Raw genomic sequence first — 13,468 nt, 5'->3', positions numbered from 1 at the left:
ATACAAAACTCCGTATGAAGTGTTTTTCAGTGAAATGAGTAAAAGATTAGCTAGCTAATTTAGGTGGAAATTGCACTTGTTGTTGGAATTGGCGATATTAAATCGTATTTGCTAAATAATAATTTTACTCGTTTTAAAGTTCTGCTTAAAATGTACACTACAACATAAGTAATATATATACACTACTAAGGATAAGTCTTGTCTCTAATAACTCTTGAATACGTAGATACTCTAGACGCGAATAATGAAAAAAAAGTTTTGGAGTTTTCAACAAACTTACTAAAAGAGCCAATAAATAAAGGTTCGCTTTTTGTCATAAAGGTTGATGGTGAATCAATGCAACCTGTAATAAATGACCGCACACTTGTTGTCGCTGATTTATCTCAAAAAGAAGTAGTAGATGCAAGCATATATCTAGTCTATTATGATAATAAAATGTGGATAAAAAAAGCTAAAAAAGAGTTAGATGCAATGAACTTTGTCTCAATTAACAAAGAGTACTCGCATCTAGTATATAAGCAAGAAGAAGTTCGCGTAGTGGCTAAGGCTGTTTTGTCTTTTAATAATTTATAATCTAGAATTTATTTAATAGTATTATCTTCACTTAAATAATCTCGTCCCCATTTTTCAAGTTCTCTAAGGGCACAACTTAGAGTCTTTCCTTTTTCTGTTATCTCATACTCAACACGAGGTGGAACTTCAGGGTAAGCTATACGATTTATTAAATGGTTTTCTTCTATAAGATGCCATAAGATAAGAGAGCGCCATTTTCCGTTTAATACATCCATAGTCGCTTCTAGTGAACACTTATATTCTTTGTCGTTAAAATAGTACATAATCATCTCATAAATTTCAAAATTTGTAACTCTTGTTTAACTTGCAAAACACCGCAAAGGAAACTAAAAGGTAACCTGATTACCTCTAGGTAACGTATTTACAAGCCCTTTTTTAGTAGTTATAATTTTATTGTAACATAATTTAAGATAGAAAAAAAAGGAAATATTATGAGCTATCCAAGAGCATTTTCACATATAGGAATTACAGTTCCAGACTTACAAGAGGCAGTTAAATTTTACAGTGAAGTAATGGGTTGGTATGTAATGATGCCACCAACTGAAGTATTAGAAGAGAAAAAAACTGCTATTGGACAAATGTGTATTGATGTATTTGGAGAGGGTTGGGAAAGTTTTAAAATTGCTCATCTTTCAACAAGTGACACAATAGGTATAGAGCTGTTTGAATTTAAAAATAATAACAAACCAAAGCATGAATTTAACCCTTATCAAACAGGTGTTTTTCATTTTTGTGTAAAAGATCCAGATATCGAAGGTTTAACTAAAAAAATAGTTGAAGCTGGTGGAAAACAAAGAATGCCAATTCGTGAGTACTTTCCAGATGAAAAACCTTATAAAATGGTTTACTGTGAAGACCCATTTGGAAATATCATAGAAATATATACTCACTCTTATGAGCTAGTATATTCTAGTGACTATAAATAATTATTAGTATTTTTGAGTGAAGCATGTATCTTTTATAAAAAAAGATACATGAACTAGATGAGTTAGATTATTTTACTGAAACGTTTTTTTAATAAAACCGCTTCCTATAACTTTGTTGTATTCGTAGAAAACTGCTACTTGACCTACAGCTACACCTAAAACATCTGTATCTAAGTCTATCATTGCTGTATCGCCATCAACAGTTACTTTACAATCAATTTTGAAAGTTCTGTATCTTAGTTTTACGCTGCAGTTAAACTCTTTTTTATCTATGAAAAGATTTAGAGTATCTACTTGTATTTTTAATACGCCAAGATCCTCTTTTTTACAAACCACTAAAGTGTTAGCAACAGGGTCTATCTCTTTAACGTAGTGAGGTTCATGTGCACCTTTAACAGTAAAGCCTTTTCTCTTACCAATAGTGTAATGCATGTAGCCTTTGTGTGTACCTACTTCATTTCCATCAGCATCTAAAGTCTTACCAGGAAGGTCTATGTTTGCATGCTTTTCAATGATGTCAGTATAAACATCTTCTACGAAACATATCTCTTGAGACTCTTTTCTTTTTGCTATTTCTTTTATAACGGGCAGGGTGCTACCAAGTTTTACAATCTCTGTTTTTCTATACTTATTCATAGGAAAAATTAGATGTTTTAGTACATCTTGATTTATCTGTGCTAAGAAATAACTTTGATCTTTAGTTTCATCTTCTGCTTCATATATAAACTCGCCATCTGTTTTTGCATAGTGACCTGTTGCTAAAAAATCAGCTCCAAGCTCTTTTGCATAATCAAATAGTGCTCCAAACTTGATAGTGCGGTTACACTTAACACAAGGGTTTGGAGTATTACCACTCATATATTCGTCAACGAAATAGTCATATACTTCTTCTTTAAACTTAGTGCTAAGGTCAAGTATTTTGTATTCTATTCCAAGAGACTCTGCAACTTTTGTCCCAGATGCAATGTTGTCAACGTGAAAATTCTCTATAATGTCATGAAGTTTCATATACACGCCTATAACTTCATAACCTTCTTTTTGGAGTAGGTAAGCCGTGACAGAAGAATCTATCCCGCCGCTCATTCCTACGATTACTTTTTTTTTCATAATACTTCTTTTTTTTTAAGAGTCTAGTGCAGCTTTTAAATCTGCTATTAGATCATCTGCGTTTTCAAGGCCTACACTTAGTCTGATAAGACCTTCAGTGATACCAATTTTCTTTTGTTCAACAAGTGGAATTTGCTGATGTGTAGTTGATGATGGATGTGTGATGATTGATTTAGAATCACCGATATTTACAACGATTGAGAAAAGATTAGTATTATCTAAAACTTTCCAAGCACTATCTTTATCTTCAACTTCAAAACTGATAAGACCACTACACTGTCCATCTTTGAAGTATTTTTTAGCAAGAGTGTTATAGCTGTTACTTTCTAGTCCCGGGTAGTTAAGGTTAAAAACTTTAGGATGCGACTCTAAAAATTTTGCAACTTTAAGTGCATTGCTAGAGTGTTTTTCTATTCTTAGACTTAGTGTCTCAAGACTTTGAATCAGAGACCAAGAGTTAAATGGTGAAGGTGAAGCCCCGATATCTCTAAGAAGAGCAAGTCTCATACGAAGATTAAACGGAGGAAATGGAAGGTCCGTATATACTAAACCTTGGTAACTCTCATCTGGCTCATTGAAATGAGGATATCTTGGGTTTCCTTTAAAAAACTCTGTTAAACCATCTCTATCAATAATAACACCACCAAGCGCTATACCTTGACCTGAGATATATTTACTACAACTATGTACAACAATATCTGTACCGTGAGCAATAGGATTTACTAAAAGTGAAGTAGCTACTGTGTTGTCACAGATGCTAATGATTCCATGCTTTTTAGCAATTGCACTGATTGCATCTATATCTGCAACAGCAATTTGTGGGTTAGAAAGTGACTCATAAAAAATAGCTTTTGTTTTATCATCTACCAATGCTTCTATAGTTGATGGATCATCAAGGTTAAATACTTTTGCCTCAATACCAAATCTCTTCATAGTATGCTTCAATAAAGTAACACTACCACCATAAACTTTATCAGAAAGAATGATGTTATCTCCTGCTTCTGCAAGATTAGAAATAGCGTAAAATATAGATGCTTGACCACTTGAAGTAGCAATAGCACTTACTCCACCTTCTATTTCAGCAAGTCTAGCTTCTAAAACTGCAGTAGTAGGATTTGTAAGTCTTGTATAGATATTTCCTAAGTCTTGAAGACTAAAGCGATCAGATGCATTTTTTGCACTACTAAAAGCATATGCTGTTGTTTGGTAAATTGGCACCGTAGTTGTACCTTGAGAGTCTTTCTCATAACCATGATGAATTGCTATCGTTTCTTTATTCATTTATTTTCCCTTTTTTAATTCGTATATAGACTCTTTTAATGCAAGGAGAAGATGTTTGATACTGTCTACACTATGAGTATAGTTTACGCTTATTCTTAACCAACTAGGTTTTTCTTTTTCAGCTTCTACTTCTGAGATGCCAAAGAGGTCATGACCATATGGCCCGGCACAGCTACAGCCTGCACGTGTTTGGATTCCATAATCATGTGATAGTTTCTCACATAAATCAAATGGAGTGATTCCGTGAAAGTTAAGAGCTAAGATGCCAACACTGTTATGATTCTCATTTTGTCCATAGATAGTATAGTCATCAAATTCAGCTAAACCTTTTTGTAAAAGTTTAAATAGTTCTACTTTTCTCATCTGGATTCTTTTTATACCTATCTCATTTCTAAGTTGGTAAGCAAAAGAAGCCTTTATAAGTTGAAGAATCGCAGGTGTTCCTGCATCTTCGCGTATCTCAATGTCTGAGTTAAATATATGCTCACTTGATGAAACATAAGCAACTGTACCGCCACCAGCAAAAGTAGGGGACTCTTTTTCATTTATAAGTCCCTTTCTTATCGCTAGTAAACCACAAGTACCTGGTCCACCTAAAAGTTTATGAGGCGATAAAAATAGAGCGTCATAAAGACTTGAATCAACATTTAAACAGGGTGATGAAGCTGCACTATCAAAAGCTATTACAGCATTGTATTGTCTAAGTAGTTTTGATATCTCTTGGAATGGAGGCATAATACCAGTAACATTAGATGCAGTGGAAAATGCTCCTATTATCTCTCTATCTTTGTTTTCTTCGAGTGTCTTAGCAAGAAACTCCAAGTCAATATTTCCAGTCTCATCTAAAGGTATTCTGATTGTGTCACAAAGAGCTTCTCTATAACTTATTTCGTTAGAGTGATGCTCAAATGGACCAATAACTATCAGTGGTTTGTTTATTGAATTTTCATCTAACTTAAATCTAGCTCTTGTAGCAGGAGGTATATATAGTCCAAGGAGTTCTTGAAATTTCTTTATTGCACCTGTAGCACCAGTTCCACAAGGAAGAAGAACAAAGTCTTTTTCTAACTCAAGATGCTCTTTGAGATTTTCTCTGGCAATATCGTAGTAAAAAGATGTAGTTCTTGCATCACTTGCAAACTCTGAGTGAGTATTCGCATATGTTGTTAGTACTTCTTGTAGTCTTTGCTCGATAGGCTCATAAGCAAGACCTGAAGCTGTATAATCAAAGTAATTCTCTTTATTGACTCCGATGATACCATCAGCAATCTGCTTAAAAGTAACATCTTCTTCAACAAATGGTCTAAAAATATCTTTTCTGTTTAACATAACTTACCTTTGAATTAATTACGAATAAAGACTCGTACTTAGATATCTTTCACCTGTATCACACAGGATAGTAACTATCGTTTTACCTTTATTTTCAGGCCTTGCGGCAATTTGCTTAGCTATAAAAACGTTTGCACCTGCTGAGATACCAACTAATAGACCTTCAGTCTTGGCTAACTCTTTAGAAGTTGCAAAAGCATCATCATCATCCACTTTAATTACTTCATCTATGATGTCAGTATTTAAAACACCTGGAATAATTCCAGCACCAATACCTTGAATCTTATGTGGACCCGGTTTTCCTCCAGAAATTACAGGAGAGTTTGTAGGCTCAACTGCTATAACTTGGATATCTGGGTTGTGCTCTTTTAAAACTTCACCGATTCCTGTTAAAGAACCACCTGTTCCAACTGCAGCAATTAAAATATCTACTTTTCCATCTGTATCTTTTAGAATCTCTTGAGCAGTTGTTTTTCTGTGCATCTTTGGATTCGCTGGGTTGTTAAACTGTTGGGGCATAAAACTATTTGGTATTACTACATCTAGTTCAGCAGCTCTTTCAATTGCACCCTTCATACCAGTCGCAGCAGGAGTCAGTACTATATTTGCACCTAGTGCTGTTAGTAGCTGACGTCTTTCCATACTCATAGACTCTGGCATCGTAAGAGTTAGGCTTAAACCTTTAGCTGCACAAACCATTGCAAGACCAATTCCAGTGTTACCACTTGTAGGTTCAACTATAATAGTATCTTTAGTGATCTTGCCATCTTCAATAGCTGCATCTATCATCGCTAAAGCAATTCTATCTTTAACTGAACTAGAAGGATTCATAAACTCACATTTGCCTAAAATAGTAGTTTGTGTATCGTTAGAGAATTTATTTATTCTCACCAATGGAGTGTTTCCGATTAACTCAGTTACATCTTTTGCAATGTTCATAATCTTTTCCTTAATTTCAGTTATTTATATTTGGTATGTAAGATTAGAAGAGTCTTTTTCTAAAAACTCAACTAATTCTTGCACCGTGATTAAAAAAATCTTTTTAACCTTGTCTTGTGTATCTTCCCAAAAAGCTTCCAACATATTGTTGTTACTCTTATTTTCAGTTTGTGCAAGACAACATTCTAAAGAGTTTAGCACCTCAAAAACCATGATACTATTTGCATCTCGTGAGAGTTTATACCCACCATTTGCACCTCTAACACTCTCAACCAGACCACTCTTCTTTAGAAGAACAAGTATCTGCTCAAGATAGTTTTGCGGAATATCACCTTTTGCCGCTATATCTTTTATCTGTAACAGTTTATTATCTTCTTCTTTTGCTAGAATAACAATTGCTGTCAGTCCGTAAGAACCTTTAGTTGATATAATTGCCATTTTCGACACCTCTTTGTTTATGTATGCGTTATTATAACGAACTTGAAATCTAATATCAAGTAAACCTATAGAATTACTATGGTATGCTTTATTTTAAGTTGTTGATATCGAATTCACCGTCTTTGATTAAGTCTCTTACATATAGCCCTACGTTGTTTTGTGAGCTTTTTATATAAGAAGAAATAATCTTTTCAACAGTATTATTAATATCTTTAGGTTCAACTTTTAGTTTAGTCTTTTGTCCATATCTAGATTTGTCACCCTCAAGTGTTCCACCTAAGATCAGTTCAAAGCCTGCAATAGTTTCACCATCTTCATTTTTAAACTTTGATCCAATAAGACCAATATCTACTATACTTGGATGTGCACATGAATTTGGACATCCGTTTACAGAGATACTAACCGTCTCATTAAAGTCTGGAAATGTTTCATGTAGATGCTCTGCTAAAGCTACAGCAGTATCTTTAGTTTCACTGATAGCAAATTTACAAAATTTCATTCCTGTACAAGAGAGAGTTCTTGCTTTAAAAGGACTTGGATTAGCATCTATGCTTATCGCACTTAAATCTTCTACAAAAGATGCAGTAGCATCTGAGGGAACATCTATAGCTACAAAATTTTGCGTTGTTGTAGTTTTTATAGTTGTTGCACCATGTTTTTGTAAAATATCTGCTAAGTCTTCTAAACCTTTAGCTCCAATTCCTCCACCGTTAATTGCACAGCCAACATATGACTTGTTATCAACCTTAGATTCATGAACTCCAAAGTGCTCTCTTTTTGCATATGGAGTGTACTCTTGTGTCTTTTCAGCTTCAAATTCAAAACCAAGACTTTTCTCTACTTCTGCTTTGAACTTTTCAATGCCCCATGCAGTAATAAGGTGACCTAGTCTTGCTTTTCTTCTGTTTTCTCTTAATCCCTGTGCCTGATATAAAACAGATACAGATTTTACTACTTCTAGAATTTTAGAAGCATCAACGTAACCAATATGATGTGCAAACTGGTTGTTAGATGCTAGACCACCACCTACAGATACATCAAAAAGAATACGATCATTTTCAAATTCAACTGCTGTGAATGAAAGATCTTGTATCTCATGTCCCATACAGTGTTTAGCACATCCTGAGATTCCTACTTTATACTTTCTAGGTAGGTTTACTAAGTCTATATTTCCATCAAAGTAATCATTTACTTCTTTAGTAATTTCTCTTACATCATAGAGCTCATTCTTATCTACACCAGATACAGGACAAGTAACAACATTTCTTGGAACATCACCTGCTGCAAAAATTGAAGTTAGTCCTACACTTTTAAGTCTATAGAAAATTTCTGGCAAATCACGTACTTGGATAAAGTGAAACTGTACAGACTGTCTTGTTGTAAAGTTAGCTGTATCTCTTGCAAATTCTCTAGAGATACCAGCAGCTACTCTCATTTGTTTTAGATTCATAGAACCTTGAAGTAACTTAACTCTTAACATGAAGTAAAGAGTCTCATCATCAGATGCTTGTAGGTTTTTGTTTTGTGTATATAAACCGTACCATTTAAATCTGTCTATATCTTCACTATCAACATCCTCACCGCTAATTGCATAACGGTGAATATCTTTAATAACATCTAAACCATTTTTCTCTAGCTTGATTCTTTGAATTCTCTGAGCTGCTGTTTCTTTTGCCATAATATTTCCTATAAAATCTCTTTAGCTTCCCAATGAGGAAAGTGCTTTCTTACTAAGGCGTTAAACTCAACCTCAAACTCTGAGTGTTCATTAATTACCGCTTTTGCTAGTTGCTCTGATTTTTTAACAATCATTCCAGCACCAACAGTATTATTTGTAATTCTATCTATGATAATAAAACTACCCATCGCTTTAATATGATCGTATGCATCATAAGCAATGCTTTGATTTAATGATAATTTAGCAAGTCCAATTTCATTAAGTTCAAGTTTATTAACACTTTGTTGTTCTAGTGTATTTACATCAGTTCTATAGTAAAAACTCTCAATAGAACCAGTAACTACAGTTGAAGCACGTTTAAAAAAGTATTGTTTACCTTTTTTAAGTGGTTCTTCATTCATCCAAACGATGTTTACATCTAAGTCACTTGCTTGGTCTGGTTGCTCATCACTTTTTACTAAAGTGTCTCCACGTGAAATATCAATCTCATCATTTAAAGTAAGTGTAATTGCTTGTTGTGCATAAGCACTCTCAATATTACCATCATATGTAACAATCTCTTTAACAGTTGAACTTTTACCTGATGGTAAAACAGTAACTGAATCACCAACATTAATAATTCCAGATGAAATAGTTCCACAAAAACCTCTAAAGTCTAAGTTTGGTCTATTTACATACTGAACAGGTAGTCTAAAGTGAGTTAAATTTCTGTCTGATGATATTTCAATAGTCTCCAATGTATCCATAAGAGTTTGACCCTTATACCAAGGAGATTTCTCACTAATATTTACAACATTGTCACCATCAAGAGCAGACATAGGAATAAGTGTTAAGTCAGATGTTAAACCTAACTCATCAGCAAATGTTAAATACTCTGCTTTAATCTCTTCATATCTTTGCTCACTAAAGTCTACTAGGTCCATCTTATTTACAGCGATTACAAGGTGCTTAATCCCTAGTAATTTTGTAATATATGAGTGACGTCTAGTCTGAGTTTGTACACCATATCTTGCATCTATTAAGATGATAGCTAAGTCTGCAGTTGAAGCACCTGTCGCCATATTCCTAGTGTACTGTTCGTGACCAGGAGTATCTGCAATGATAAACTTTCTCTTATCAGTTGCAAAATATCTATAAGCAACATCAATAGTAATACCTTGCTCTCTCTCAGATGCTAAACCGTCAACTAAAAGTGCTAAGTCAAACTCTTCACCTGTTATTCCAGACTTCTTAGAGTCATTTTTTATAGCAGCTAATTGATCTTCAAAAATCATTTTTGAGTCATGAAGAAGTCTACCTATCAGTGTACTTTTACCATCATCAACACTACCACAAGTAATGAATCTTAAAAGTTGTTTGTTCTCATGTTCTTTTAAATAACTCTCTATATCTTTAGCTATTTTTGTTTCTTGTATTGACATCTTAAAAGTACCCCTCTATTTTCTTTTTTTCCATTGATCCCGCACTATCGTTATCAATAACTCTACCTTGTCTCTCACTTGTTTTAGTAAGAAGCATCTCTTGAATAACTTCAGGAAGTGTTGTTGCAGTTGATTCAACAGCCCCTGTTAATGGGTAACATCCAAGTGTTCTAAATCTAACATTTTCCATAGATGGCACTTCACCTTCTTTTAAAGGTAGTCTATCATCGTCAACTAAGATCTTTACGCCATCTCTTACAACAACTGGTCTCTTTTTAGCTAAATAAAGAGGAACAATAGGAATACCTTCAAGGTATATGTATTGCCAAATATCAAGTTCAGTCCAGTTAGAAAGAGGGAATACTCTAATTGATTCACCTTTTTTAACTCTAGCATTGTAAACATTCCAAAGCTCTGGTCTTTGATTTTTAGGATCCCATCTATGCTTTTCATCTCTAAAAGAGTAAATTCTCTCTTTAGCACGAGTTTTCTCTTCATCACGTCTTGCACCACCAAATACAGCGTCAAACTCATATTTGTTAAGAGCTTGTTTTAGACCTTCTGTTTTCATAATATCTGTATGAACAGCAGAACCATGAGAAAATGGTCCAATATCTTGCTCTATTCCATCTGGGTTTGTATGAACTAAAAGTTCAAATCCAAGATCTTTAGCCATTTTGTCACGAAACTCTATCATCTCTTTAAATTTCCATCTTGTATCTACATGTAGTAGAGGAAATGGTAGTTTTGCAGGAAAAAATGCTTTTTGAGCAAGGTGTAGCATTACTGCAGAATCTTTACCAACTGAGTAAAGCATTGCTGGGTTTTGGAACTCTGATATTACTTCTCTCATAATATGGATAGACTCAGCTTCTAGTTGTTTTAAATGTGTTAATCTTTCTTTGTCAATCATCTTAATCTCCTATGCAGATTTGTTGAAGTGTAAACCACACTCTTTATGTTCTGGGTTTTCCCACCACCATCTACCGCTTCTTATATCTTCGCCTTCTTTAATAGGTCTTGTACAAGGTTTACAGCCTATACTTGGATAACCAAGCTTATGAAGTTTGTTATATGGAACTCTATAGCTTTCTATATATGCCCATACATCTTCTTCTGACCAGTCTTTTAACGGGTTAACTTTAATCACATTGTTTGTTTCATCGAATTCAAAAAGTTCCATCTCTTCTCTTGTTACACTTTGAGCAGATCTAAGACCTGTTATCCAAAAGTCAAGACCTTTTAAGGCTCTTTTTAAAGGAGCAATTTTTCTTGCAAAACAACAAGCTTTTCTATTATCTATAGAGTCGTAAAAACCATTTACTCCTTGCTTCTTATATAAATCTTCTATATCTGTAGCTTTCGGAAAATATGCTTTTATTTTTACTTGGTATTTTAAGTTTGTCTCATGCATCACAGTATAAGTCTCATCAGGAAGTCTTCCTGTATCAAGAGTAAAAATAGATGCTCTAGAATCTATTCTTAACATCATGTCAGTTAGTACTTGATCTTCTGCCCCAAAACTTGAAGATAGTGATACCTTCTTTTTAGTCTTTCTTAAAAGGTACTCTAACACTTCTTGTGTAGATGACTTCTTAAACTCTTCATTTAGTTTTTTAACTATATTTTTCATTTTTATTTCCTATATCTGATAATCAGGGCTTTGAACTTTCCCTAGTTGTATTTTGTTCCATCCTCTTTCGTGAAAATAGTACAGAATCATTTTTGTTACAACTTCAATTGACCCGATAGATGCTGCCATTGCTAAATTGCCGGTAATAAAATATGAAATGACAATAGTGTCTATCGTTCCAACCGTTCTCCAAGAGATTGTTTTTACGACTGATCTATAAGCTTTCTCTTTCATTTTTTATCCTCATAATTGATATCAAATATCATATGTATGGTGTAATTGTAACAGATAATATATTTAATGTCAAGTAAGTCTATTAGTTTACTTGGGTATTTCCTAGTGGTTTACTAGGGTATAGGTTTTAAATATAACATAAATAACCTATTTTAGGTTATTATAGAACATTTTAATTTTCTTTTTTATATATTTATAAATGTAACATATTTACAAAAGGTAAAAAATATGTTACCATCTTAAAGTATATTATCTGAAATACTCTAGTAATCCAATAGGTTTTATAGGAAGTAGTTATATTTGGATGATGATTTTAAAAAAAATAAGGGCCCTAATGTTTAATTCTATTACAAAAAAAGTAACCTATATACAAGTTATTGTTATCGTTGTGTCAATGCTTGCTTTCATAGGATATGTAAATGATTATCTTAATACATACATAGATAAAGAAACTCGATTAAAGTTAGATACAAGTGTTGAAAGTATGGTTCATAATATGGAAACATATAATGACGCTCTAGAAGATAGTGCTACAAAGTTATATAATGTATTTAAAGATAGTTACAGCAACTTTTCTATAGAAGCAGATGAGAAGATTGATGTATATGGTGTAATGACTCCAAAATTATTAAGTAATGGAATAGTTATTAATAATAATTTTACAGAAATTGAAAAATTTTTAAAACAAACTGGTGCGATAGCAACAGTATTTGCTAGAGATGGTGATGATTTTGTCCGTGTTTCTACATCTTTATTAAAAACAGATGGTAAAAGAGCGATGGGAACATATTTAGGTGGAGCAAAAAGTCCAGCATATGACCCAATAATGAATAAAAAAACATACGTAGGTAATGCTAGACTGTTTGGAAAAGATTATGTAACTGTATATGCTCCAATAATAGATAATTTGGGAAGTGTTATAGGTATTTTATTTATAGGTTATGATTTTACAGAGGGACTTAAATCTCTTTCTCAAAAAATTGATGAGATGAAAATTGGAGAAAATGGTCACTTCTATGCAATCAACTTAAAAACTAATAAGTATGATATTCATAAAAGTATGAGAAATGAATCAGCTAATTCAAATATTACAAAACAAATTATAGAAAAGAAAAATGGTCATATTATTTACGAAGAAAATGGTTTAAACAAAGCAGTAAGATTTAAGCAATTTGCAAAATGGAACTGGATAGTTGTAGGGGAAGTTGACCTAGCAGATTTTGAAAAAACAAATATAGAGTTAAGAAATAACCTTATGATTGCTGCTTCTCTTATGATACTTATTATTACTCTTATAACGTGGTTAGTAGTTAAGAGAGTGGTGTCTGTACCTTTAGATAATTTAATTAGATGTACACAAGACTTATCAAGTGGAAATGGTGATCTTACAAAAAAACTTGATGTAAAAGGTCGTGATGAAATTACACAAGCAAGTAAGGAATAAATAATTTTATCGATAAGGTAAGAGTTCTTATTACAGATGCTAAGAAGTTATCTGATGAAAATGCCTCTGTTGCTCATGAATTATCAACAACATCACTCTCTGTTGGTACTCTTTTAGAAGAGTCTACAGTCACTGTAAACGCTACAACTCAACAAGCTCTTACAATAAAGAGTGAGATGGGTACTAGTATAGAAGATGCCAAAGAATCAAAAGAAGATTTAGAAAAAGCAACATGCTTATTAGATGAGGCTAATCAGGCAATTTTAGTATTGACTGAAGATATAAAAATAAGTGCTTCTACTGAAGTAGAGTTAGCTCATAAAATAAAAGAACTAAGTGAAGATACAAAACAAGTTAAAGATGTTCTTTTAGTAATCGGTGATATTGCAGATCAAACTAACTTATTGGCATTAAATGCAGCAATAGAAGCGGCAAGAGCTGGTGAACATGGACGAGGATTTGCAG

15 protein-coding genes are annotated in these 13,468 nt (G+C 33.2%); 4 read left to right on the top strand and 11 right to left on the bottom strand.

Annotated elements, in window-relative coordinates; translation table 11 throughout:
* Positions 1–198 precede the first annotated feature (198 nt).
* Entirely contained in the window at positions 199–573 is a 375-nt protein-coding gene (locus QZZ48_RS10225) for a S24 family peptidase (protein ID WP_294965259.1), read from the top strand.
* Between the two features lie 8 nt (positions 574–581).
* Here QZZ48_RS10225 and QZZ48_RS10220 read toward each other — a convergent pair whose 3' ends face one another.
* Positions 582–836 (bottom strand): helix-turn-helix domain-containing protein, encoded by a 255-nt coding sequence (locus tag QZZ48_RS10220; protein ID WP_294965257.1) that lies wholly within the window; start codon positions 834–836, stop codon positions 582–584.
* 168 nt (positions 837–1,004) lie between these two features.
* Here QZZ48_RS10220 and QZZ48_RS10215 point away from each other — a divergent pair, with 168 nt between their 5' ends.
* Positions 1,005–1,499 (top strand): lactoylglutathione lyase family protein, encoded by a 495-nt coding sequence (locus tag QZZ48_RS10215; protein ID WP_294965255.1) that lies wholly within the window; start codon positions 1,005–1,007, stop codon positions 1,497–1,499.
* A 72-nt stretch (positions 1,500–1,571) separates the two neighbouring features.
* Here the strand turns inward: QZZ48_RS10215 and mnmA are convergent, their stop codons facing one another.
* The 10 genes from mnmA to QZZ48_RS10165 all read right to left on the bottom strand — a co-directional run bounded on the left by mnmA (position 1,572) and on the right by QZZ48_RS10165 (position 11,559).
* Positions 1,572–2,606, bottom strand: coding sequence for a tRNA 2-thiouridine(34) synthase MnmA (gene mnmA / locus QZZ48_RS10210; protein ID WP_294965253.1), 1,035 nt, complete (start codon positions 2,604–2,606; stop codon positions 1,572–1,574).
* 15 nt (positions 2,607–2,621) lie between these two features.
* Positions 2,622–3,887 carry an O-acetylhomoserine aminocarboxypropyltransferase/cysteine synthase family protein gene (locus QZZ48_RS10205; RefSeq protein WP_294965250.1) on the bottom strand — a complete coding sequence of 422 codons (1,266 nt, stop codon included), beginning with the start codon at positions 3,885–3,887 and terminating at the stop codon, positions 2,622–2,624.
* The gene (locus QZZ48_RS10200) at positions 3,888–5,216 is read right to left on the bottom strand and encodes an aminotransferase class V-fold PLP-dependent enzyme (protein WP_294965248.1); all 1,329 of its coding nucleotides are present in this window, start codon (positions 5,214–5,216) and stop codon (positions 3,888–3,890) included.
* Positions 5,217–5,234: 18 nt separating this feature from the next.
* Positions 5,235–6,155 (bottom strand): cysteine synthase A, encoded by a 921-nt coding sequence (gene cysK / locus QZZ48_RS10195; RefSeq protein WP_294965245.1) that lies wholly within the window; start codon positions 6,153–6,155, stop codon positions 5,235–5,237.
* 24 nt (positions 6,156–6,179) lie between these two features.
* On the bottom strand, positions 6,180–6,593 hold the full coding sequence (locus QZZ48_RS10190; protein WP_294965242.1) for an Rrf2 family transcriptional regulator: 414 nt from the start codon (positions 6,591–6,593) through the stop codon (positions 6,180–6,182).
* Positions 6,594–6,681: 88 nt separating this feature from the next.
* Entirely contained in the window at positions 6,682–8,271 is a 1,590-nt protein-coding gene (locus tag QZZ48_RS10185; RefSeq protein ID WP_294965239.1) for a nitrite/sulfite reductase, read from the bottom strand.
* A gap of 8 nt (positions 8,272–8,279) precedes the next feature.
* Positions 8,280–9,692, bottom strand: coding sequence for a sulfate adenylyltransferase subunit CysN (gene cysN / locus QZZ48_RS10180; RefSeq protein ID WP_294965237.1), 1,413 nt, complete (start codon positions 9,690–9,692; stop codon positions 8,280–8,282).
* 1 nt (position 9,693) lies between these two features.
* On the bottom strand, positions 9,694–10,605 hold the full coding sequence (gene cysD, locus QZZ48_RS10175; protein WP_294965234.1) for a sulfate adenylyltransferase subunit CysD: 912 nt from the start codon (positions 10,603–10,605) through the stop codon (positions 9,694–9,696).
* A gap of 9 nt (positions 10,606–10,614) precedes the next feature.
* Positions 10,615–11,325, bottom strand: coding sequence for a phosphoadenylyl-sulfate reductase (locus QZZ48_RS10170; RefSeq protein WP_294965231.1), 711 nt, complete (start codon positions 11,323–11,325; stop codon positions 10,615–10,617).
* Between the two features lie 9 nt (positions 11,326–11,334).
* On the bottom strand, positions 11,335–11,559 hold the full coding sequence (locus tag QZZ48_RS10165) for a DUF2061 domain-containing protein (RefSeq protein ID WP_294965229.1): 225 nt from the start codon (positions 11,557–11,559) through the stop codon (positions 11,335–11,337).
* A gap of 334 nt (positions 11,560–11,893) precedes the next feature.
* On the opposite strand from QZZ48_RS10165, the gene QZZ48_RS10160 reads away from it, so the two are divergent.
* Positions 11,894–13,003, top strand: a complete 1,110-nt coding sequence (locus QZZ48_RS10160) for a Cache 3/Cache 2 fusion domain-containing protein (RefSeq protein ID WP_294965226.1) — start codon at positions 11,894–11,896, stop codon at positions 13,001–13,003.
* Positions 13,004–13,179: 176 nt separating this feature from the next.
* On the top strand, positions 13,180–13,468 hold a 289-nt coding region (locus tag QZZ48_RS10155), incomplete at its 3' end, for a methyl-accepting chemotaxis protein (protein WP_294965224.1).

Source organism: Sulfurimonas sp., from assembly GCF_016744025.1.
Lineage (GTDB): Bacteria > Campylobacterota > Campylobacteria > Campylobacterales > Sulfurimonadaceae > Sulfurimonas.
The sequence above is the reverse complement of the archived record's forward strand: the minus strand, read 5'-3'. Positions and strand labels throughout refer to the sequence as shown.